18 protein-coding genes and 4 tRNA genes are annotated in these 22,191 nt (G+C 70.6%); 13 read left to right on the top strand and 9 right to left on the bottom strand.

All coding sequences use genetic code 11. The annotated features are described in order from the left end of the window. Positions 1-255 precede the first annotated feature (255 nt). Genes purS through purL form a run of 3 tightly spaced genes read left to right on the top strand, consistent with a single transcriptional unit; the run spans position 256 to position 3,445 of the window. The gene (gene purS / locus ACFYW1_RS32455; protein WP_148837069.1) at positions 256-522 is read left to right on the top strand and encodes a phosphoribosylformylglycinamidine synthase subunit PurS; all 267 of its coding nucleotides are present in this window, start codon (positions 256-258) and stop codon (positions 520-522) included. Then, complete coding sequence (gene purQ, locus ACFYW1_RS32450; protein ID WP_389001331.1) at positions 519-1,199, top strand: phosphoribosylformylglycinamidine synthase subunit PurQ; 681 nt, start codon at positions 519-521, stop codon at positions 1,197-1,199. The genes purS and purQ overlap by 4 nt, the downstream gene beginning before the upstream one ends. Next, positions 1,196-3,445 (top strand): phosphoribosylformylglycinamidine synthase subunit PurL, encoded by a 2,250-nt coding sequence (gene purL / locus ACFYW1_RS32445; RefSeq protein WP_389001328.1) that lies wholly within the window; start codon positions 1,196-1,198, stop codon positions 3,443-3,445. The genes purQ and purL overlap by 4 nt, the downstream gene beginning before the upstream one ends. A gap of 123 nt (positions 3,446-3,568) precedes the next feature. Here the strand turns inward: purL and ACFYW1_RS32440 are convergent, their stop codons facing one another. Then, positions 3,569-5,089, bottom strand: coding sequence for an MFS transporter (locus tag ACFYW1_RS32440; protein WP_389001325.1), 1,521 nt, complete (start codon positions 5,087-5,089; stop codon positions 3,569-3,571). Between the two features lie 120 nt (positions 5,090-5,209). Here ACFYW1_RS32440 and ACFYW1_RS32435 point away from each other — a divergent pair, with 120 nt between their 5' ends. The 4 genes from ACFYW1_RS32435 to purM all read left to right on the top strand — a co-directional run bounded on the left by ACFYW1_RS32435 (position 5,210) and on the right by purM (position 9,903). Then, a complete protein-coding gene (locus ACFYW1_RS32435; RefSeq protein ID WP_389001322.1) occupies positions 5,210-5,848 on the top strand; it encodes a TetR/AcrR family transcriptional regulator in 639 nt (212 codons plus the stop codon). Positions 5,849-5,949: 101 nt separating this feature from the next. Further along, positions 5,950-6,750, top strand: a complete 801-nt coding sequence (locus tag ACFYW1_RS32430) for a sterol carrier family protein (RefSeq protein WP_389001319.1) — start codon at positions 5,950-5,952, stop codon at positions 6,748-6,750. Positions 6,751-7,242: 492 nt separating this feature from the next. Next, the gene (purF, locus tag ACFYW1_RS32425) at positions 7,243-8,769 is read left to right on the top strand and encodes an amidophosphoribosyltransferase (RefSeq protein WP_389001316.1); all 1,527 of its coding nucleotides are present in this window, start codon (positions 7,243-7,245) and stop codon (positions 8,767-8,769) included. A gap of 60 nt (positions 8,770-8,829) precedes the next feature. Then, complete coding sequence (gene purM / locus ACFYW1_RS32420) at positions 8,830-9,903, top strand: phosphoribosylformylglycinamidine cyclo-ligase (protein ID WP_389001313.1); 1,074 nt, start codon at positions 8,830-8,832, stop codon at positions 9,901-9,903. Positions 9,904-10,147: 244 nt separating this feature from the next. Here purM and ACFYW1_RS32415 read toward each other — a convergent pair whose 3' ends face one another. Together ACFYW1_RS32415 and ACFYW1_RS32410 are read right to left on the bottom strand one after the other, a co-directional pair. After that, positions 10,148-10,402 carry a DUF3073 domain-containing protein gene (locus tag ACFYW1_RS32415; RefSeq protein ID WP_356930207.1) on the bottom strand — a complete coding sequence of 85 codons (255 nt, stop codon included), beginning with the start codon at positions 10,400-10,402 and terminating at the stop codon, positions 10,148-10,150. A gap of 316 nt (positions 10,403-10,718) precedes the next feature. Continuing rightward, positions 10,719-11,810, bottom strand: a complete 1,092-nt coding sequence (locus ACFYW1_RS32410) for a Leu/Phe/Val dehydrogenase (protein ID WP_389001309.1) — start codon at positions 11,808-11,810, stop codon at positions 10,719-10,721. Between the two features lie 175 nt (positions 11,811-11,985). On the opposite strand from ACFYW1_RS32410, the gene ACFYW1_RS32405 reads away from it, so the two are divergent. After that, complete coding sequence (locus tag ACFYW1_RS32405; RefSeq protein WP_389001306.1) at positions 11,986-12,828, top strand: hypothetical protein; 843 nt, start codon at positions 11,986-11,988, stop codon at positions 12,826-12,828. Positions 12,829-13,379: 551 nt separating this feature from the next. Further along, the gene (bldC, locus tag ACFYW1_RS32400) at positions 13,380-13,586 is read left to right on the top strand and encodes a developmental transcriptional regulator BldC (protein ID WP_003949541.1); all 207 of its coding nucleotides are present in this window, start codon (positions 13,380-13,382) and stop codon (positions 13,584-13,586) included. 122 nt (positions 13,587-13,708) lie between these two features. Here bldC and ACFYW1_RS32395 read toward each other — a convergent pair whose 3' ends face one another. The 3 genes from ACFYW1_RS32395 to hrpA form a co-directional block, all read right to left on the bottom strand. Next, entirely contained in the window at positions 13,709-13,837 is a 129-nt protein-coding gene (locus ACFYW1_RS32395) for a hypothetical protein (RefSeq protein ID WP_389001303.1), read from the bottom strand. Positions 13,838-14,580: 743 nt separating this feature from the next. After that, positions 14,581-14,655, bottom strand: a tRNA-Asp gene (locus ACFYW1_RS32390). Between the two features lie 127 nt (positions 14,656-14,782). Beyond that, the gene (hrpA, locus tag ACFYW1_RS32385; RefSeq protein ID WP_389001300.1) at positions 14,783-18,703 is read right to left on the bottom strand and encodes an ATP-dependent RNA helicase HrpA; all 3,921 of its coding nucleotides are present in this window, start codon (positions 18,701-18,703) and stop codon (positions 14,783-14,785) included. A 244-nt stretch (positions 18,704-18,947) separates the two neighbouring features. On the opposite strand from hrpA, the gene ACFYW1_RS32380 reads away from it, so the two are divergent. The 3 genes from ACFYW1_RS32380 (at position 18,948) to ACFYW1_RS32370 (ending at position 21,126) form a co-directional block, all read left to right on the top strand. Then, the gene (locus tag ACFYW1_RS32380) at positions 18,948-19,358 is read left to right on the top strand and encodes a hypothetical protein (protein WP_389001297.1); all 411 of its coding nucleotides are present in this window, start codon (positions 18,948-18,950) and stop codon (positions 19,356-19,358) included. A 68-nt stretch (positions 19,359-19,426) separates the two neighbouring features. Next, positions 19,427-20,278, top strand: a complete 852-nt coding sequence (locus ACFYW1_RS32375; protein WP_389001294.1) for a DsbA family protein — start codon at positions 19,427-19,429, stop codon at positions 20,276-20,278. Beyond that, positions 20,275-21,126 (top strand): cytochrome c biogenesis CcdA family protein, encoded by an 852-nt coding sequence (locus ACFYW1_RS32370; RefSeq protein WP_389001291.1) that lies wholly within the window; start codon positions 20,275-20,277, stop codon positions 21,124-21,126. Before ACFYW1_RS32375 ends, ACFYW1_RS32370 begins: the two co-directional genes overlap by 4 nt. Positions 21,127-21,164: 38 nt before the next feature. On the opposite strand, the gene ACFYW1_RS32365 is transcribed toward ACFYW1_RS32370, so the two are convergent. The 3 genes from ACFYW1_RS32365 to ACFYW1_RS32355 form a co-directional block, all read right to left on the bottom strand. Next, positions 21,165-21,241 (bottom strand) — tRNA-Phe (locus ACFYW1_RS32365). A 22-nt stretch (positions 21,242-21,263) separates the two neighbouring features. Beyond that, positions 21,264-21,338, bottom strand: a tRNA-Asp gene (locus tag ACFYW1_RS32360). Between the two features lie 38 nt (positions 21,339-21,376). Then, positions 21,377-21,449 (bottom strand) — tRNA-Glu (locus tag ACFYW1_RS32355). A 279-nt stretch (positions 21,450-21,728) separates the two neighbouring features. On the opposite strand from ACFYW1_RS32355, the gene ACFYW1_RS32350 reads away from it, so the two are divergent. Then, complete coding sequence (locus ACFYW1_RS32350) at positions 21,729-22,079, top strand: metallopeptidase family protein (RefSeq protein WP_187438680.1); 351 nt, start codon at positions 21,729-21,731, stop codon at positions 22,077-22,079. Positions 22,080-22,191: the final 112 nt, after the last annotated feature.

Raw genomic sequence — 22,191 nt, 5'->3', positions numbered from 1 at the left:
CCGGTAATCATTTGTACAGCGGGGGGTGCCGCATTGTGAAGCCCACCCAATTACATCCGCGTGTCAGCCTTCTATGTGTGCTGATGGTGAGGATCTTTTTTGCAGGACTTTCCCCATCCGTTGTCGTCGATATCTCGACGTGATCCGGGAGCTGTGATATCTACTCGCGTAGAATTTCCGGCCAGGTACGCTGAGGGGACCTGCGGGGGTCTGGGGAGCCCCCCGGAGAAACAGCCGCACCACACCAAACCGGGAGTGCCAGTGGCACGCGTCGTAGTCGACGTCATGCTCAAGCCCGAGATCCTCGACCCGCAGGGACAGGCGGTGCAGCGCGCACTGCCCCGTCTCGGCTTCGAGGGAATCGCGGACGTACGTCAGGGAAAGCGTTTCGAGCTGGAGGTCGAGGGGCCGGTCGACGAAGCCGCCCTCGCCCGCATTCACGAGATGGCCGAGACTTTCCTCGCCAACACCGTGATCGAGGACTTCACCGTGAAGGTGGAGAAGGCCGAGGAGTCGAAGTGACTGCTCGTATCGGAGTCGTCACCTTTCCCGGCACCCTCGACGACCAGGACAGCCTGAGGGCCGTACGGGTCGCGGGCGCCGAACCCGTATCGCTGTGGCACCGCGACAAGGACCTGCACCAGGTCGACGCGGTCATTCTGGCGGGCGGCTTCTCCTACGGCGACTATCTGCGGGCCGGTGCCATCTCCCGCTTCTCGCCGGTCATGGAGACCGTCATCGATCAGGCGAAGGCGGGGATGCCGGTCCTCGGCATCTGCAACGGCTTCCAGATCCTGACCGAGGCGCACCTGCTGCCCGGCGCGATGCTGCGCAACAACCACCTGCACTTCATCTGCCGCGACCAGAAGCTGCGCGTCGAGAACGCGGGGACGGCCTGGACCTCGGACTACTCCGCGGGCCAGGAGATCTCCGTACCGCTCAAGAACATGGACGGGCGTTACGTCGCCGACGAGCGGGTGCTCGACGAGCTGGAGGCGGAGGGCCGGGTCGCCTTCCGCTACCTGGACGTGAACCCCAACGGCTCGCTGCGCGACATCGCCGGCATCACCAACGCCGCGGGCAATGTCGTCGGCCTGATGCCGCACCCGGAGCACGCCGTCGAGCCGCTGATCGGAACCGGTCGCACCGACGGACTCGGTTTCTTCACCTCGATCATCAAGAAGCTGGTCAACGCATGAGCCTGGACACGGTCAAGCACGCGGCCGAAACCCCGGACACCGCGCAGCCCTGGAAGGAGCTCGGCCTCAAGGAGGACGAGTACGCCCGGATCCGCGAGATCCTGGGCCGCCGTCCCACCGGCGCCGAGCTCGCCATGTACTCCGTGATGTGGTCCGAGCACTGCTCGTACAAGAGCAGCAAGGTCCACCTCAAGCAGTTCGGCGAGAAGGTCCCCGCCAACGACGCGATGCTCGTCGGCATCGGCGAGAACGCCGGTGTGGTCGACGTCGGCCAGGGGTACGCGGTCACCTTCAAGGTCGAGTCGCACAACCACCCCTCGTACATCGAGCCCTACCAGGGCGCGGCCACCGGCGTCGGCGGCATCGTCCGCGACATCCTCGCCATGGGTGCCCGCCCGGTCGCCGTCGTCGACCCGCTGCGCTTCGGCGCGGCCGACCACCCCGACACCAAGCGCGTCCTGCCGGGCGTCGTCGCGGGCATCGGCGGCTACGGCAACTGCCTGGGCCTGCCGAACATCGGCGGCGAGGTCGTCTTCGACGCCTGCTACCAGGGCAACCCGCTGGTCAACGCCGGCTGCATCGGCGTGATGAAGCACGAGGACATCCACCTGGCCAAGGCGTCCGGCCCCGGCAACAAGGTGATCCTCTACGGCGCCCGCACCGGTGGCGACGGCATCGGCGGCGTCTCCGTGCTGGCCTCGGAGACCTTCGAGTCGACCGGCCCGGCCAAGCGCCCGGCCGTCCAGGTCGGCGACCCGTTCCAGGAGAAGCTCCTCATCGAGTGCACCCTGGAGATCTTCAAGGAGAAGCTCGTCGCGGGCATCCAGGACCTCGGCGGCGCCGGGCTCTCCTGCGCCACGTCCGAGCTGGCCTCCGCCGGTTCCGGCGGCATGCGCGTCGAGCTGGACACCGTGCCGCTGCGCGACTCCTCCCTCTCGCCCGAGGAAATCCTCATGAGCGAGTCGCAGGAGCGCATGTGCGCGATCGTCGAGCCGCAGCACGTGGACCGCTTCCTGGAGATCTGCGAGAAGTGGGACGTCATCGCCACCGTCATCGGTGAGGTGACCGAGGGCTCGCAGCTGGAGATCTTCTGGCACGGCGAGCAGATCGTGGACGTCCCGCCGCGGTCCGTCGCCCACGAGGGCCCGACGTACCACCGCCCGTTCGCCCGCCCGTCCTGGCAGGACGCGCTCCAGGCCGACGACGCCGGCAAGCTGGCCCGTCCGGCGAACGGCGCCGAGCTGCGCGAGCAGGTCCTCAGGCTGGTCTCCTCGCCGAACCAGGCGTCGAAGTCCTGGATCACGGACCAGTACGACCGGTTCGTGCAGGGCAACACCGTGCTCGCGATGCCCGAGGACGCCGGCATGGTCCGGATCGACGAGAAGTCGAACCTGGGCGTGGCCATGGCGACCGACGGCAACGGCCGGTACGCCAAGCTCGACCCGTACACCGGCGCGCAGCTCGCGCTGGCGGAGTCGTACCGCAACGTCGCCGCCTCCGGTGCCAAGCCGCTCGCGATCTCGGACTGCCTGAACTTCGGTTCGCCCGAGGATCCGGACGTCATGTGGCAGTTCGCCGAGGCCACCCGCGGCCTGGCGGACGGCTGCCTGGAGCTGGGCACCCCGGTCACCGGCGGCAACGTCTCGCTGTACAACCAGACCGGTGAGACGGCGATCCACCCGACGCCGGTCGTGGCCGTGCTCGGCGTGATCGACGACGTCACCCGGCGCACGCCGGTCGCCTTCGCGGAAGAGGGCCAGCTCCTCTACCTGCTGGGCGACACGCACGAGGAGTTCGGCGGCTCGGCCTGGTCCGAGGTCGTCCACGGCCACCTGGGCGGCATGCCGCCGAAGGTGGACCTGGGCCGCGAGAAGCTGCTCGCCGAGATCCTGATCTCGGCCTCTCGCGACGGCATGATCGACGCGGCGCACGACCTCTCCGACGGCGGTCTGATCCAGGCGGTCACCGAGTCCTGCCTGCGCGGCGGGAAGGGTGCCCGGCTGGTCGTGCCGGACGGACTGGACGCGTTCACCTTCCTCTTCTCGGAGTCGGCGGGGCGCGCGGTCGTCTCCGTCCCCCGGAGCGAGGAGCTCCGCTTCAACGACATGTGCGGTGCCCGGGGTCTGCCCGTCGCCCGGATCGGTGTCGTGGACGGCGAGGAGATCGAGGTCCAGGGCGAGTTCGGCATTCCGCTGAGCGAGCTGCGCACCGCGCACGAGGAGACCATCCCGGGTCTGCTCGCCTGACGACGCCGACCCGTCCGTGACGACGGTCCGTTCGTGACGGGGACGGTTTCTCCGTGACGGGGACGGCCCCGCCCATTCGTGGGCGGGTCCGTCCCCGTCCGCGTGTGCGCGGGGGCGTACGCGTCAGGCGGCCGTCGGCGCGGCCTGTCGTTCGCCGTCCGCCTCCACCGCGCCCGCACCGTCCGTCGGGCCCGGTTCCCGGCGGGCCGGGATCCGGAACGCCAGGACGGTCGCCAGGAACATCAGCCCGGTCGCGGCCCAGAAGACCACGTTCATCGACGAGACGAAGGCGTCCACCGCCTGTTGGTGGGCGGGTCCGGTCAGCCCGCCGATGGTGCTGGTCGTGCCGCCGGGGCCGCGGGCCGCGTACACCCGGCTGAGCACGGTGCCGAAGACGGCCGCGCCCAGGGCGCCGCCGAGGGTCTGGAAGAACCGGACACCGGTGGTGGCCACGCCCAGCTGACCGGCCGGCGCGGTGTCCTGGACCAGCTGGATCAGCTGGCCGACGAGCTGCCCGAAGCCGACGCCCATCAGCAGCATCATGGCGCGGACCGCCCAGAGTCCGGTGTCCGCGGTGAGCGTGGCGAGCAGGGCCAGGGCGGCACAGGCACAGGCGCTTCCGCTGATGACGAAGGTCCGCTGCGACCAGCCGGCCGAGGCGAGCCTGCCGGAGAACAGTCCGACGACGGTCATGCCGATCGCCATCGGGATCAGGAAGAGCCCGGCGGAGGAGGCGTCGATGTCCCGCACCACCTGGAGGTAGATCATCACGTAGATCAGCGAGCCCATCATGGCGGCGCCGACCAGGCCCTGGACGGCGAAGCCGTACCGGAGCTCGCGGATCTTGAACATGGTGAGCGGGAGCACCGGTTCGGCCGCGGTGACCTGGCGGCGCAGGAAGAGGACGAGCAGGACGGCGCCACCGGTGATCAGCCCCACGATCTGCGGGGACGACCAGGCGTAGTCCTTGCCGCCCCACTGGGTGACCAGCAGCAGCGCGGTGGAGAAGGCGGCCGCGAGGCCGGCGCCCAGGAAGTCGATCGTGCGGCGGGCGGTGCGCGCGGGCAGCCTGAGCACGCAGACCGCGGCGACCAGCACGGCGAGGCCGACGGGGAGGTTGATGTAGAAGATCCACCGCCAGTCGGCGTGGTCGGCGAGCAGTCCGCCGAGCCACGGCCCGAGCGCCATCCCGGTGCCCCCGACGAGCCCGCCGACGCCGCCGCCCTTGCCGCCGTCGCCCTCCTCGGGGCCCTTGAGCTCGCGCAGCACGACCATGGTGACGCTCATCAGACCGCCGCCGCCGATGCCCTGGAGCGCGCGGGCGGCGATCAGCTCGCCCATGGACCCGGCCATTCCGCACAGCACCGAGCCGGTGAGGAAGGCGGCGACGGCCCCGATGAAGACCTTCTTGGCGCCGAGTACGTCGCAGAGCTTCCCGTAGAGCGGCAGGGCCGCGGTCGCGGCGAGCTGGTACGCGGCGATCAGCCAGGGGATCTTGTCGACGCCGTGCGCCGGATCGAGGTCGCGGACGATCGGCACCGTCGCCGACGAAACGATGTTCGTGTCGAGCACGGCCAGCAGGATCGTGGCGATGCAGAGCAGGAAGCCGATCAGACGCTGACGGTCGGTCATGGCTGCGGGCATGGCGGATTTCCCCTCCCTGGCGGCCGGACGCCGCCGTGGTCCGGCACCACCATGACCCATGAAAATGTATCCGGTCAAGAATTAATCCGGGCTCAACTTTCATCCTGGTACAGTGATGCCATGACCGAGGGGATGAGCCTGCGCGAGCGCAAGAAGCTCCAGACGCGCCACCGCCTGCTGGCCGCGGCCACCGAACTCTTCGCCGGGCGCGGCTTCGATCAGGTCTCGGTCGCCGAGATCGCCGAGGCCGCCGAGGTCTCGAAGATGACGGTCTTCAACTACTTCGCGAGCAAGGAGGACCTGGTCCTCTCGCCGATGGAGGAGCACGTCGGCGACGTCGCGCGGGTGGTGCGGGACCGGGCGCCCGGCGAGTCCGCGCTGGCCGCGGTGCGCGCCCAGTTCCTGGACGCGCTGGAGCGCCGGGACCCCTCGGTCGGGATGAGTGATCTGCCGATGGTGCTGGAGGTGCGCCGGCTGATCCAGGAGACCCCGGCGCTGCTGATCAGGGCCCACTCGTTCTCCATGCGCTCCTTCGATCTGCTCGCCGAGGTCCTGGTCGAGGAGGGGCAGGAGCCGCCGATCGCCCGGATCGCGGCGGCCCAGCTGATCGGCACCCGCAACTCGCTGATACAGGCGAACCAGCTGCGGCTGCTGGCGGGCGACCGGGCCGACACGATCGCCCCGGACGCCGCCGAACTCGCCGAACGCGGCTTCGGGCTCCTGGCCGGCGGACTGGGCGACTTCGCGATCCGGAACTGAGCCGGCGGCCGACGACCGACGGCTCGCGGCCGACCGACGACAATCGTCCACCTGCCGCCAACCGCCGACCGGGGCGCCGGGCAGGCCGTAGGCTCCCGGTCATGCCGCCGTCCCGGAAACGCTCCCGCCACTACGACCCGGCCCGGACCCGCAGCGCGGTCCTGGCGCAGTTCGCCCACGTCCGCGGGGCCGTCCGCACCCTGACGCCCGAGCAGCTCGCACGGCCGACCCGGCTCGGCGACTGGACCGTGCGCGAACTGGCCGTGCACCTGACCATGGGGCTCTCGCACCTCACCCGGAACCTGGAGCTGCCGCCGCCCGCCGCGGCCGGCCCCGATCTGGAACTCCTCGACTGGCCGTTCTCGACCGCGGACCGGGCCGCCCCCATCGCCGACGGCACCAGGGAGCTCGCCGCCGCGACCCCGGACCTGGACGCGCTGTACGAGGAGGTCACCGGGCGGTTCGAGGAGCTGGTGCCCGAGGTCCCCGACGACCGGCTGCTGTCGGTCCCGGCGGGAACGATGCGGCTGGCCGACTTCCTCGTCACCCGCACCGTCGAGCTCGTCGTGCACACCGACGACCTGAACGAGGCGACCGGCCTCGACGTCCCGTACGACCGCCAGGCGCTCGCCGCCTGCACCCGGCTGCTCGCCGACGCCCTCGCGGAGAAGGCGCCGGGCGGCTCGGTCGAGGTGCGCGTCCCGCCGTTCGCCGTGGTCCAGTGCGTGCAGGGTCCCAAGCACACCCGCGGTACGCCGCCCAACGTCGTCGAGACCGACCCGCTCACCTGGATCGGACTCGCCACCGGCCGTACGCGGTGGGCGCGGGCCCTCGACGACGCCAAGGTCTCCGCGAGCGGCGAACGGGCCGACCTCGACGCCCTCCTGCCCCTGATGGGCTGAGCGGCCCCGTACCGACGAGACCGGTCCGGGACGCTCCGGGAACCCCGCCGACGGACCGCGGCCGACAAAACCACGGGCAGCAGCCGGTAGGACCGTATGACGCACGGTTCCGGCGGCGCGGCCCGCGGATCCGGCGACACGATCCGCGAACCGGCGAGTAGGGCCGAGTTCGATGTGAGGCTCGCCACGAAACGCACGTTCGGCCGGGTTCCGTGACCGCCCGTCGACCGGTTCACCGAGCGCCACCATCGGACTCGGCACACCCCTGCACCGAATGGCCGGAACTCGACGGTCCCAGGGGCGCTGATCCGCGCAGCCGCCGCCCTGTGGCCGGTCCGCGCCCCGTCTCCCGCGCCCGTCGGCCCCCGCGGGTGGTCACTCCGAGTGATCACCCGGAAGGGGTTCCGCACCCCTCCCGGGAGCGCTTCCCCGGTGGTCCTGCACGGTGTCCCGAATTCGGACCAGTGGTCGACCTCGCCTACACTCGGTGGCGTGCCTCGTGGTGATGGACGACTCAACCACGACCTGCTCCCCGGAGAGAAGGGCCCCCAGGACGCTTGCGGCGTCTTCGGTGTCTGGGCTCCGGGCGAAGAGGTCGCCAAGCTCACCTATTTCGGACTGTATGCCCTGCAGCACCGTGGACAGGAGTCCGCGGGCATCGCAGTGAGCAACGGGTCCCAGATCCTGGTCTTCAAGGACATGGGACTGGTCTCGCAGGTCTTCGACGAAACGTCTCTGGGATCCCTCCAGGGCCATATCGCGGTCGGTCATGCCCGCTACTCCACCACCGGTGCCTCGGTGTGGGAGAACGCGCAGCCGACGTTCCGTGCCACCGCGCACGGCTCGATCGCCCTGGGTCACAACGGCAACCTGGTCAACACGGCCCAGCTCGCCGAGATGGTCGCCGACCTTCCCCGCAAGGACGGCCGCGCCACCCAGGTCGCCGCGACGAACGACACCGACCTGGTGACCGCCCTGCTCGCCGGCCAGACCGACGACGACGGCAAGCCGCTCACCATCGAGGAGGCCGCCGCGAAGGTGCTTCCCGAGGTGAAGGGCGCCTTCTCCCTCGTCTTCATGGACGAGCACACCCTCTACGCGGCCCGCGACCCGCAGGGCATCCGCCCGCTGGTCCTCGGCCGGCTGGAACGCGGCTGGGTGGTGGCCTCCGAGTCCGCCGCCCTCGACATCTGCGGCGCCAGCTTCGTCCGCGAGATCGAGCCGGGCGAGCTCGTCGCCATCGACGAGAACGGCCTGCGCACCTCCCGCTTCGCGGAAGCGAAGCCCAAGGGCTGTGTCTTCGAGTACGTCTACCTGGCCCGCCCCGACACCGACATCGCCGGGCGCAACGTCTACCTCTCCCGGGTGGAGATGGGCCGCAGGCTGGCCGCCGAGGCGCCGGTCGAGGCCGACCTCGTCATAGCGACGCCGGAGTCCGGCACCCCCGCCGCGATCGGTTACGCCGAGGCCAGCGGCATCCCGTTCGGCGCCGGACTGGTGAAGAACGCCTACGTCGGCCGGACCTTCATCCAGCCCTCCCAGACCATCCGCCAGCTCGGCATCCGGCTCAAGCTGAACCCGCTCAAGGAAGTCATCAAGGGCAAGCGCCTGGTGGTCGTCGACGACTCGATCGTCCGCGGCAACACCCAGCGCGCACTGGTCCGGATGCTCCGCGAGGCCGGCGCCGCCGAGATCCACATCCGGATCTCGTCCCCGCCGGTCAAGTGGCCGTGCTTCTTCGGCATCGACTTCGCCACCCGCGCCGAGCTGATCGCCAACGGCATGTCGGTCGAGGAGATCGGCACGTCGATGGGGGCGGACTCGCTCGCCTACATCTCGCTCGACGCGATGATCGAGGCGACCACGATCGCCAAGCCCAACCTGTGCCGCGCCTGCTTCGACGGCGAGTACCCCATGGAGCTCCCGGACCCGGAGCTGCTCGGCAAGCAGCTGCTGGAGACCGAGCTGGCGGCAGGCCCGGCGGCGACCGCCGCGACCGACGCGCTGCGCCGCCCGTGACGGCCCGGCCGTCCACCCCCGGCCACCAGCCCCGTATCTCCACACGAAAGATCCCAGGCAATGTCTGAGACAACAGGTGCTTCCTACGCGGCAGCGGGCGTCGACATCGAGGCCGGCGACCGCGCCGTCGAGCTGATGAAGGAGTGGGTGAAGAAGACGCAGCGCCCCGAGGTCGCGGGCCTCGGCGGCCTCGGCGGCTTCGCCGGCCTCTTCGACGCCTCGGCCCTCAAGCGCTACGAGCGTCCGTTGCTGGCCTCCGCGACCGACGGCGTCGGCACGAAGGTCGACCTCGCCCGCAAGATGGGCGTGTACGACACCATCGGCCACGACCTCGTCGGCATGGTCGTCGACGACCTGGTCGTCTGTGGTGCCGAGCCGCTGTTCATGACCGACTACATCTGCGTCGGCAAGGTCCACCCCGAGCGGGTCGCGTCCATCGTGAAGGGCATCGCCGAGGGCTGCGTCCTGGCGGGCTGTGCCCTGGTCGGCGGCGAGACGGCCGAGCACCCCGGCCTCCTCGGCCCGGACGACTTCGACGTCGCCGGCGCCGGTACGGGCGTGGTCGAGGCCGACCGGCTGCTGGGCCCGGACCGCATCCGCGAGGGCGACGTGGTGATCGCCATGGCGTCGTCCGGTCTTCACTCCAACGGGTACTCGCTCGTCCGCCACGTCGTCTTCGACCGGGCCGGCTGGTCGCTGGACCGCCAGGTCGAGGAGTTCGGCCGGACCCTCGGCGAGGAGCTCCTGGAGCCCACCCGGATCTACTCGCTGGACTGCCTGGCCCTCACCCGTACGACCGAGGTCCACGGCTTCAGCCACGTCACCGGCGGCGGCCTGGCCAACAACCTGGCCCGGGTCATCCCGGACGGACTGCACGCCAGGGTCGACCGTTCCACCTGGACTCCCGGCGCGGTCTTCGACGTGGTCGGCCGGACGGGACAGGTCGAGCGGCTGGAGCTGGAGAAGACGCTGAACATGGGCGTCGGCATGATCGCGATCGTTCCGGCCGAGTCCGTGGACGCGGCACTGACGACGCTGGCCGATCGCGGGGTCGACTCCTGGGTCGCGGGCGAGATCATCGGACGCGGGGCGCACACCTCGGGTGCGGAGCTCGTCGGCGAGTACGCCCGCTAGGCATCGATGGGACACCGGGCCGACCTGGTGCGACATGGACGAGCCGGACGTGCACACCGGGACCGCCCGGTGTGCACGGAGCCCCCGACATCCCCGACCGCCGGAATCCCGGCAGGTCAGGGAGGCGGGAGCACATCATGGACACCGGTTTTCGTGCACGGGGTGTGCGGGGAGGAACCGGGCCGGGGCAGCACAGAACCCGGCCCGGGGCAGGCCCGGACCGGGTTGATGTGTCAGCGCGAGGTCAAGCGCCGCGGCGCTGTGACGACGGACCGGACTTTTCGTCCTCGTCCTCGTCCTCGTCGTCGTTGTACAGATCCGCGTACTGTGCGTACGGGTCATCCTCCTCGTCGTCCTCGAACGGCTCCGCGTTCGGTGGCTGACTCGAAGGCGATGCGCCCAGCTCATTGGCCAGACGCGACAGGTCAGTCCCGCCGGTGCTGTACTTCAGCTGGCGGGCGACCTTGGTCTGCTTGGCCTTTGCCCGGCCGCGCCCCATGGCTCGACCCCCTCGGTGACGGGGCTCGACGGCCCCAGAGTCTTGACACGCGTTCATGTTTCAGGACGGACTCTCGCATGGAGAGACCGTGCCCGTAGGGCTTCAACGGTACCTGCTTCCGCGGCCATACGGTACGCCGCCCGCATCACGCACCTCGGAAGGAGACCTGTGAGGAGCCCCGTCCTCGCTGGTCAACTGCGATTTTAACCTCTTCTGGGCAGGCGACCCGCCGACCGGCGTGAGTCTCGTCTCGTCGGTCGGCGGGTCGTCCGCCCCGACCCGCCGCCATGCGCGCAGGGCGACGGATCGGCGACGTTCAGTTACCGCGCGCTTCGGCCATCCGCTGCTCGGCGATCCGGTCGGCCGCCGCGGCCGGCGGGATGCCGTCGGCCTTCGCACGTGCGAATATGGCCAGCGTCGTGTCGAAGATCTTGGTCGCCTTCGCCTTGCACCGGTCGAAGTCGAAGCCGTGCAGCTCGTCGGCGACCTGGATGACACCGCCCGCGTTCACCACGTAGTCGGGTGCGTACAGGATGGCGCGGTCCGACAGGTCCTTCTCGACGCCGGGGTGCGCGAGCTGGTTGTTGGCCGCACCGCACACGACCTTGGCGGTGAGCACCGGGACGGTCTCGTCGTTCAGGGCGCCGCCGAGCGCGCACGGGGCGTAGATGTCGAGGCCCTCGGTGCGGATCAGCGCGTCGGTGTCCGCCGCGACGGAGACCTCGGGGTGCCGCTCGGTGATCCGGCGCACGGATTCCTCCCGGACGTCCGTGATCACGACCTCCGCCCCGTCCGAGAGCAGGTGCTCGACCAGGTGGTGGCCGACCTTGCCGACTCCGGCGACCCCCACTTTTCGGCCACGCAGCGTCGGGTCGCCCCAGAGGTGCTGGGCCGAGGCCCGCATGCCCTGGAAGACGCCGAAGGAGGTGAGCACCGAGGAGTCGCCGGCGCCGCCGTTCTCGGGGGAGCGGCCGGTGGTCCAGCGGCACTCGCGGGCGACGACGTCCATGTCGGTGACGTAGGTGCCGACGTCGCAGGCGGTCACGTAGCGCCCGCCGAGCGAGGCCACGAACCGGCCGTAGGCCAGCAGCAGCTCCTCCGTCTTGATCTTCTCCGGGTCGCCGATGATGACGGCCTTGCCGCCGCCGTGGTCGAGACCGGCCATGGCGTTCTTGTACGACATGCCGCGCGCGAGGTTCAGCGCGTCCGCGACGGCCTCCCCCTCGGAGGCGTACGGATAGAAGCGGGTGCCGCCGAGGGCCGGGCCCAGGGCGGTGGAGTGGATGGCGATGACGGCCTTGAGGCCGGTGGCGCGATCCTGGCAGAGCACGACTTGCTCGTGGCCCCCCTGCTCCGAGCGGAACAGGGTGTGCAGTACATCAGCAGGCGCGCCGGTCACATCGGTCACTGTGGTGACTCCCAAGTACGAAGCGGCGGAGGACCCTCCTGAAGGTGGGGAGGGCCGCGGACCGGCCGACGTGGCAGGTCCGACTGGGCAAGAGCGTAAGTCCTACGCGCACGTAGATCTGTTCCGGTGCCGGGATCACCCCCCGGCGGAGTACGGGCATGACACGATCTGCTGCATGTCGGTGGTGTCTTCGGTGCTCGTTCCCTACGCGTCCTACCTCCGGGTGTACGAGCCGCTGGCCGCCTTCCCGGAGCCCGAACGGAGCCACTGGGCCCGGTACGCGGAGCGCTCCGGGCGCCCCACGGCCCAGGACGAACTGCGCCGCTCGCTGGCCGACTTGGCGGCCACGCCGCCGGTCGGGATGCCCGCGCACGAGAGCGGGGACGCGTTCGTCGTCGAGACGGACGGGGTGGTGTGCGTCTGCCCGTGGCGGACCAGGCTGCGCGGCTGGCTGGCCCTGGAGGAGCTGGCGGAGATGTTCCCCGCCCCGGTGCTCGACGCGGTCCTGCCGCCGGTGGTGCGCGGGCAGGCGGTCGCGGACCACGAGCGGTGGGCGGAGCGGAATCCGGACGCCAGGCCGTGGATCCGCACCTCGGTGTGGCAGGTGCCGGTGCGCTGGTTCGTGCTCTTCTCCGACGAGGAGCGGGAGTACGCGGCGGGGGGCGACGGCGCGGCGCCCGTGCTGCGGTATCGGACGCCCATGGTGCAGGCCCGGCGCCGGCTGGCACGGGCGCTGCGGACGATGCGGGAGGCGGTGGAGGAGGGCCCGCTGATCGAGGGGCTCGTGGACGTGGGGCGCTGGCTGGAGGAGTTCCATCCGCGTGCGCTGGTCGAGCTGGACTACGCGGGCCTGGTGCACGCCCTGCCGGCGGGGCAGCTCGCCGGGGACCGGTCGGCCGCCGACGTGACCGAGGGCATCGAGGCGCTGCGGGCCGGTGACACCGAGGGGGCGAGCGCGGCGTACGGGCGGCTGGCGGAACGCTGGCGAGCGGTGAAGGACCGTCAGTTCGCGAACTGACCGGGCGCGCTCCGTGCCCGGTTCCCGTTCCGGCGCGATGTGAATCCGATCCGGGGTGAACCGGTGACCCGTGCGGCACGTGGGGACGTGGAGGCGGAAGTTTGTCCGGGACCTACGTCCCGAACCGGGCCTTTGCCTCAAGCGTGATGGATAGCACTAACTGGGCCCTTGCGCCGTTCCCTACTCCTCGTGCCAAAATAGGACAAGGAGTCCGGGGAGGGCTCCTTCCGCCCAACTAAGGGCGGATTGCTCTGCATTGCACGCTATGGGGGGTCTGGCGACTCCTGATCGCTCTGTGACTGATCGTCACGGCTGTGTGACTGTCCGCTATGGCATGGTCCATCGGCTTCCGTCGCTGATGAACACCTGGGAGGGCAATTCCATCGGTTTGGCCGACGTGGCTGGACGGATGGTGTAGTTGTAGTGCCGAGGACAAGCCGTTCGTCCTATAACCGACTCGGCCCGCGTCCGCCATTTCGGGCAACGCGGGTCAAGGTGCAGAATTTAGAGGAAAGAACCGAGATGGTTCGGTTCTCCCGAGGAGGCCGCTCATGACTGCTCGCACCCCTGATGCCGAGCCGCTGCTGACCCCGGCTGAGGTTGCCACGATGTTCCGCGTGGACCCGAAGACGGTTACCCGCTGGGCAAAGGCCGGCAAGCTCACGTCCATCCGTACGCTCGGTGGACACCGCCGGTACCGCGAGGCAGAGGTCCGCGCACTGCTTGCGGGTATTCCGCAGCAGCGCAGCGAGGCCTGACACACCCCCTGCGTCGCGCAACAACCGGGCTTCCGGGTCCCCCAACCCGTACGGCCCATCCCATAGCTCCAAATGACGGGCGCCCGCCCCAACGGGCGCCATACCTGTGAAATGCGGGTGCGTCATTCGATCGCGCTGGACTCCGCCGGGTCCAGCGCGATCTTTTTGTGCCCGTACGCGCCCGCGCGTCCCTGTGCGAGCCCGTACGCGCCCGCGCGTTGCCGGGCCTGTTCCGCGGTGGGGCCGCGCACGACCGGGCCGGGTCGTCCGAGGAGGCCGGGGCGGGGCGGGCCCGGATGGTCCCACGGGACTCTCGTCCAGGTGGTGCAATTGCACATATTAAATTCGGCAGTTGTAGGGCAGGTGTAAGGTCACCCCTTCTCAAAACTCCTTGAGTGACTCCCGTCACACCCCAGGGGTGCCGCTGCTGACGAGCCTGCCACCGCCGGGAAGCGGAACGTCTCGCCATTGGTCGCCCGGTGGGGGGACTTTCGTCCCGGCTTCCCCGTGCGCGGGGATTTTCACCCCGACTCTTCCGGGTGCCTCCAGGGCCTCGGTGGGGGCGCGGGCGGTCCGGGGAGGGGAACGGGCCCGAAAGGCCGTCAGGGACCCCCTGGCGGGCCGTGTGAGCCCGCCCACGGAGCGGGTGGGGCCGGTCGTCGGATCGGTGGCGGCGCGGGGCGGTCGACCGGAAGGTCGGGCGGGTGCGGACGGGCGCCGGGGAAGGTCGGTCCGAGTGGTGACTCGAAGGCGGTCCGGTACGGACCCGGGGGCGGGTGGTGGCCCGGTACGGACGGGAGGGCGGGGCCGGGTGACAGGGGTGCGGGGGAGGCGGGCGGGCGTACGGGCGCGCGTCGTCATGTGGACCACCCCCCGGTGGATCGCCGCCCGCACCGAGGAAGGGGCGGCTCCTGACGCCTGACTACTCGTCGGCGACCAGTGGAGTCAAGACGCGCGAAAGCCCGGATCCGAGGGATCCGGGCTTTCTTCACTGCGGTCCTGACGGGATTTGAACCCGCGGCCTCCACCTTGACAGGGTGGCGAGCACTCCAAACTGCTCCACAGGACCAGGTTTTCGCTGCCTTCCTTGCGGCTGGCTGCGAAGACAGACTGTACAGCAGGTCAGAGGGTCAGGTCGAACTCACCGATGGTGGCGGCTCCGTCACGGCGGAAGGGGCCCCTGTGGACGGGTCCGCTCACGGCGCCGCCGCGTCGATCGCCTTCACGATGCGCTTGTCGGAGATCGGGTAGGCGGTCCCCAGCGCATGGGCGAAATAGCTGACCCGGAGTTCCTCGATCATCCAGCGGATCTCCAGGACCTCCTGCGGGACGGGCCTGCCCTGCGGCAGCTGTTCCAGCAGCCAGGCGTACTCGTCCTGCATCTCGTGGATCTTCTCCATGCGCGTGGTGTCGCGCTGGGCGGCCGTCGGCATCTGCTGGAGCCTGCGGTCGGCGGCGACCAGGTAGCGCATCAGGTCGGGCAGCCTGCGCAGCCCGGTCCTCGTGACGAAGCCCGGCGGCACGAGGGCAGCGAGCTGGTCGCGGACGTCGGTGACGTTGTCGACCAGGACCAGGCTGTTGGTCGCCTTCAGGCGCCGTTCGCAGGACTGCCAGGCGGCCAGCACCTGCTGGACCTGCTTGACCGCGTGCTCGGTCAGCGCCACCAGATCCGTGCGCACCTTGTCGTACAGCTTCCGGAACGACTCCTCGTCCCAGGCCGGGCCGCCGTGCGCCTCGATCAGCCGGTCGGCGGCGGCCGTCGCGCAGTCCTCGAAGAGCGCCTGGACGGAGCCGTGCGGATTGCGGGCCAGGGCCAGCTTCTGCTGGTTCGTCAGCTGGTCCGAGGCGAACTTCGCCGGGTTCACCGGCACGTTCAGCATGATCAGCTTCCGGGTGCCGAGCCGCATCGCCCGCTGCTGCTCGGCCTCGGTGTCGAAGAGCCGTACGGCGACCGTGTCGCCCTGGTCCACCAGGGCCGGGTACGCCTTCACCGGCTGGCCGGCCCGGCGGGTCTCGAAGACCTTGTTCAGCGTGCCGATCGTCCAGTCGGTGAGGCCCGAGCGCTCGACGGACTCGCCCGAGGGCCCCGCGCTGGCCGCGGCGGCCTTGGAGAGGGCCTGGCGGGCCTTGGGGCGCAGCCGGAGCCGCAGCGCCTCCAGGTCCTTGTCCTCGGCCACCTTGCGGCGCCGTTCGTCGACGATCCGGAAAGTGATCTTCAGGTGGTCCGGGACCCGGCCCAGATCGAAGTCGTCGGCCGTGACCGGGACGCCGACCATCTGCTGGAGCTCACGGGCGAGCGTGACCGTCAGCGGCTCCTGCAGGGGCACGGCCCGGTCGAGGAACCTGCCCGCGTAGTTCGGCGCGGGGACGTAGTGCCGGCGGATCGGCTTGGGCAGGGAACGGATCAGCTCGGTGACCACTTCCTCGCGCAGGCCGGGGATCTGCCAGTCGAAGCCCTCGGAGGTGACCTGGTTGAGCACCTGGAGCGGGACGTGGACGGTCACGCCGTCGGCGTCCGCACCCGGCTCGAACTGGTACGTGACCTTGAACTTGAGCTTTCCCTGCCGCCAGGAGTCCGGGTAGTCGTCCTTGGTGACGGCCCCGGCCTTCTCGTTGATGAGCATCGAACGCTCGAAGTCCAGCGCGTCCGGCTCGTCCCGGCGCTTGTGCTTCCACCAGGAGTCGAAGTGCGCCCCGGAGACCACATGGGCGGGGATCCGCTGGTCGTAGAAGTCGAAGAGAGTCTCGTCGTCGACCAGGATGTCGCGGCGCCGGGCGCGGTGCTCCAGCTCCTCGACCTCGCCGAGCAGCTTGCGGTTGTCGTGGAAGAACTGGTGGTGGGTCCGCCAGTCGCCCTCGACCAGGGCGTTGCGGATGAACAGGTCGCGCGAGGTCTCGGCGTCGATCCGGCCGAAATTGATCTTGCGCTGGGCGACGATCGGCACCCCGTAGAGCGTGACCCGCTCGTACGCCATCACCGCCGCCTGGTCCTTCTCCCAGTGCGGTTCGCTGTAGGTGCGCTTGAGCAGGTGCTGGGCCAGCGGTTCGATCCACTCCGGCTCGACCCGGGCGTTGACCCGGGCCCACAGCCGGGACGTCTCGACGAGTTCGGCCGACATCACGAACCGCGGCTGCTTCTTGAAGAGCGCCGAACCGGGGAAGATCGCGAACTTGGCGCTGCGGGCGCCCAGGTACTCGTTCTTCTCGGTGTCCTTCAGCCCGATGTGCGACAGCAACCCGGCCAGCAGCGAGGTGTGCACCGACTGCTCCGGCGCGTCCTCCTCGTTGAGGTGGATGCCCATCTGCTTGGCGACCGTGCGCAGCTGCGTGTAGATGTCCTGCCATTCGCGGATGCGCAGGAAGTTCAGGTACTCCTGCTTGCACATCCGGCGGAAGCTGGAGGAGCCGCGTTCCTTCTGCTGCTCGCGGACGTACCGCCACAGGTTGAGGAAGGCCAGGAAGTCGGAGGTCTCGTCCTTGAACCGGGCGTGCTGCTGGTCGGCCTGGGTCTGCTTCTCCGCGGGCCGTTCGCGCGGGTCCTGGATGGAGAGCGCCGCCGCGATCACCATGACCTCGCGGGTGCAGCCGTTGCGCTCGGCCTCGATCACCATGCGGGCCAGCCGCGGGTCGACGGGCAGCTGCGAGAGCTTCCGGCCGAGCTGGGTGAGCCGCTTCTTCGGATCCTTCTCGTCCGGATCCAGCGCGCCCAGTTCCTGGAGCAGCTGGATGCCGTCGCGGATGTTGCGGTGGTCCGGCGGGTCGATGAAGGGGAACTTCTCGATGTCGCCGAGGCCGGCCGCGGTCATCTGGAGGATGACGGAGGCGAGGTTGGTGCGCAGGATCTCGGGGTCGGTGAACTCGGGACGGGTCAGGAAGTCGTCCTCGGAGTACAGCCGGATGCAGATGCCGTCCGACGTACGGCCGCAGCGGCCCTTGCGCTGGTTGGCGCTGGCCTGCGAGATCCGCTCGATCGGCAGCCGCTGGACCTTGGTGCGGTGGCTGTAGCGCGAGATCCGGGCGTTGCCCGGGTCGATCACGTACTTGATGCCGGGCACGGTCAGCGAGGTCTCGGCGACGTTGGTCGCGAGCACGATGCGGCGGCCCGTGTGGCGCTGGAACACGCGGTGCTGCTCGGCGTGCGAGAGCCGGGCGTAGAGGGGGAGCACCTCGGTGTGGCGGAGGTTGCGCTTGTTCAGCGCGTCCGCGGTGTCGCGGATCTCCCGCTCCCCGGAGAGGAAGACCAGGATGTCGCCGGGGCCCTCGGTCTGGAGCTCGTCGACGGCGTCGCAGATCGCGGTGATCTGGTCGCGGTCGGAGTCGTCCCCCTCCTCCTCGAGGAGGGGGCGGTAGCGCACCTCGACCGGGTACGTGCGCCCGCTGACCTCGACGATCGGGGCCTTGCCGAAGTGGCGTGCGAACCGTTCGGGGTCGATCGTCGCGGAGGTGATGACGACCTTCAGGTCCGGGCGCCTGGGCAGCAGCCTGGCCAGGTAGCCGAGCAGGAAGTCGATGTTCAGCGACCGCTCGTGGGCCTCGTCGATGATGATCGTGTCGTAGGCGCGCAGCTCGCGGTCCGTCTGGATCTCGGCGAGCAGGATGCCGTCCGTCATCAGCTTCACGAACGTCGCGTCGGGGTTCACCTGGTCGGTGAAGCGGACCTTCCAGCCGACCGCCTCGCCCAGCGGCGTCCTCAGCTCCTCGGCGACGCGCTCGGCGACCGTGCGGGCCGCGATCCGGCGCGGCTGGGTGTGCCCGATCATGCCCCGGACGCCGCGCCCCAGCTCCATGCAGATCTTGGGGATCTGCGTGGTCTTGCCGGAGCCGGTCTCCCCGGCGACGATCACGACCTGGTGGTCGCGTATCGCCTCCAGGATCTCGTCCTTCTTCTGGCTGACCGGGAGCTGGTCCGGGTAGGACACGGCGGGTACCCGGGCGGCACGCAGCGAGAGCCGCTCGGCCGCCTTGGCGGCCTCGGCGGCGATCTCGTCCAGCACGGACTGCCGGGCCTCGGGCTTGCGGATGCGGCGGGCACCTTCGAGACGGCGGCCGAGCCGGTGCGCGTCGCGGAGCGAGATCTCTCCGAGCTGGGACTGGAGATCGGCGAAGGAAGTAGACATACGGAGTCCAGGATCTCACCCGGGCCCGATGAACGGCGAACGCATTTCGTGCGGCCCCGGTCACCGTGCCGCCGCGTCACCGCATCGGCACATCGACGCGCCCGCACACCGATGTGCCGACGTGCCGGCGCGCCCGCGGGTCCGAGGCAGGGCGGGGAGGCGCGGAAAGGCAGCACGTACCATTTCGGGCAGCCGAGTACGTAGCTCCGTGTCCCCTCGCTCCCGCCCGGAAAGGCCGGTCGCCGTGTCCCGTACGCAGTGGTGCTGCCTGATGGCGGTGGTCGCGGTGGTGCTGGGGTTGTTCTGCGGGCCGGTCGCGACCGGCCCGGGCGGCTTCGGCGGCGGTACGTCCGTGACCGCGGCGGTGCCGACGGTCACACAGGCCGAGCTCGGGCCCGGCTCCGGTCCGGCGGTGGTGGCGGCCGACGAGCGGCAGCAGGTGCCCGGATGCGGCAGGGGCAAGAAGCGCGACGGCAACGGGCCCTCCCTCCCGGGCCGGGCCCGCGCCTCGTACGACCAGGCCCCCGGTCTCGCCGAGTGGGGCCTGCCCGCGGCGATCGGTCCGGAGCCCGTCCGTCCGCCCGCGTGGATCGGGCTGCGCGGACCGGAGCCCGCCGCCCCCACTCCCGTCGAACTCTCCGTGCTGAGGGTGTAGAGGACCGGCCCGCCCGGCGGTCCCTTCTCTCCTCTTCCCTCTTCCACTCGTCCAGCACGGAGTTCCGCATGTCTAAGCCCACGTCCACGCCCTCCCGCCCGCCCGCCCGCGCCTCGCGGTCCAGGAAGCCGGTGCTCTACGGCGCCGGGGTCGTCCTGGCCGCCGCGCTGCTCGGCTACGCCTCCTACCGGGCCACCGCCCCCGATTCCACGGGTTCCACCGCCTCCTCCCCGGCCGCCGACGTCACTGCCGAGCCGGACGCCGGCGTCTACCCGGAGCTGGCGAAGCTGGCCCGGCGCGACGCCGGCGACAAGCTCGCGCAGGGCCGGGCGGACGCCCCCGTGGTCCTCATCGAGTACGCCGACTTCAAGTGCGGCTACTGCGGCAAGTTCGCCCGCGACACCGAACCCGCCCTGGTGAAGAAGTACGTCGAGAACGGCACCCTGCGCATCGAGTGGCGCAACTTCCCGATCTTCGGCGCCGAGTCCGAGGCCGCCGCGCGCGCCGCGTGGGCCGCCGGTCAGCAGGGCCGCTTCTGGCAGTTCCACGCCGCCGCGTACGCGGAGGGGGCCAAGGAGAAGGGCTTCGGCGAGGACCGGCTGAAGGGGCTCGCCCGGCAGGCCGGCGTCGCGGACCTCGCCCGGTTCGCGCGCGACGTGGACAGCTCCGCCGCCTCGGCCGCGGTGGGCAAGGACCAGGAGCAGGGGTACGGGATCGGCGCGACCTCCACCCCCTCGTTCCTGATCAACGGCCGCCCGATCGCCGGGGCCCAGCCCCTGGAGACCTTCACCGAGGTCATCGAGGCGGCGGCGAAGCAGGCCCGCGGGACCGAGGACGCCAAGGGCGGCAAGGACGGCGGGGACGGCAAGGCCGGCAAGGAAGCCGGGAGCGGCGAGGACGGCGCGGAGCGCGCGAAGTGACGGCCGACATCGGCTACTTCGCCGCCTTCCTCGGCGGGCTGCTCGCCCTGGTCAGCCCGTGCAGCGCCCTCCTGCTGCCCGCCTTCTTCGCGTACTCCGTCGACTCGGCCTCGCGGCTCCTGGCCCGCACCGGCATCTTCTACGCCGGCCTGGCCACCACCCTGGTCCCGCTCGGCGCCGCGGGCTCGTACGCCGGACGGCTCTTCTACGGCCACCGTGACGCGCTCGTCCTGGGCGCGGGCTGGCTGATCATCGCGCTCGGTGTCGCGCAGATCGTGGGCCTGGGCTTCGCCTCGCGCCGGATCGCCGCCCTCAGCGGCCGGATCCGCCCCACCACCGCCCTGTCCGTCTACGCGCTGGGCGCCGTCTACGGGCTGGCCGGATTCTGCGCGGGCCCGATCCTCGGCAGCGTCCTCACCGTGGCGGCGGTCAGCGGCAGCCCGGTCTACGGCGGACTGCTGCTCGCCGTGTACGCCCTGGGCATGGCGGTCCCGCTCTTCCTGCTCGCCCTGCTCTGGGAACGCTTCGACCTGGGGCGCCGCGCCTGGCTGCGCGGCCGCGCCTTCCGGATCGGCCGTTTCGAGGCGCACACCACGAGCCTGCTGTCCGGGCTGTTCTTCATCGGCCTGGGCGCGTTGTTCCTGGTCTTCGACGGCACGACGGCGCTGCCCGGACTGCTGGACGTGGACGATTCGTTCGCCGTCGAGCAGTGGGCCCAGCGGATGGGCGGGCGCGTGCCGGACGCCATGGCCCTGGTCGCCGTGGTCGCGGTGGTGCTGCTGTTCCTGGCGGTACGGGCGTGGCGCGGCCGTACCGGTGTGAACCAGGCCGAGCGGGAAGAGGCCTGACACGACGAAGGCCCCGTCCATCGGACGGGGCCTTCGAATGGTGGCTGGGGCCGGGATCGAACCGGCGACCTATCGCTTTTCAGGCGATCGCTCGTACCAACTGAGCTACCCAGCCACGCAGCTCAACAGGGCTGCAGCGGTCCTGACGGGATTTGAACCCGCGGCCTCCACCTTGACAGGGTGGCGAGCACTCCAAACTGCTCCACAGGACCAAGCTGTTGTGCGACTAAGTGTCGCACAAGGTTGTGCGTGCCCCCAACGGGATTCGAACCCGTGCTACCGCCTTGAAAGGGCGGCGTCCTGGGCCACTAGACGATGAGGGCAGAACTGTTTCTCCTTCAACCCGGAGGTTTCGGGACGGTCGAGTTCTGACCGGCGCCCTTGGGCACGTCGGAGACTGTACTACGGCGTTTCGGGGTCAGCCAAACCGAATAGGTGACGGGGGTGCGCCGGGCGGGTGCTCCACCGGCGGACGGGGGCTGACCTCGGCCGTCGCCGTCCGGGACGGCCGGGGCCGCGCCCGCGCCGGGCCGGCGCCCGGCGGGCGGGTGGAGCCGCTCCGGGCCGGGGCGCACGGGCGGGGCGTACGGGACAATGGCCGGGTGCTGGAGATGACGCGCGAAGAGTTCGAGGAACTGGTCGCCGAGGCGCTGGACCTGATCCCGCCGGAGCTGGCGCGGCTGATGGACAACGTCGCGGTGTTCGTCGAGGACGAACCGGACCCGAGCGATCCGGAGCTGCTCGGGCTGTACGAGGGCACCCCGCTGACCGAGCGCGGCGAGTGGTACGCCGGGGTGCTGCCGGACCGGATCACCATCTACCGCGGGCCGACGCTCCGGATGTGCGAGTCCCGCGACGACGTCGTCGCCGAGACCGAGATCACCGTCGTGCACGAGATCGCCCACCACTTCGGCATCGACGACGAGAGGCTGCACGCGCTCGGCTACGGGTGAGCCGGACCGGCCCCGTACGGGGGCGCGTACGGGCTCCCGGCGGGGCGGTCGCGCACGGCCCCGCACGCACGGTTTGTCCGGGAACCCGCGTGTTTTCGGACACGGGGCGGAG

It is taken from the genome of Streptomyces sp. NPDC002669, assembly GCF_042889165.1.
GTDB lineage: Bacteria > Actinomycetota > Actinomycetes > Streptomycetales > Streptomycetaceae > Streptomyces.
This window is presented reverse-complemented; position numbering and strand designations above follow the sequence as displayed.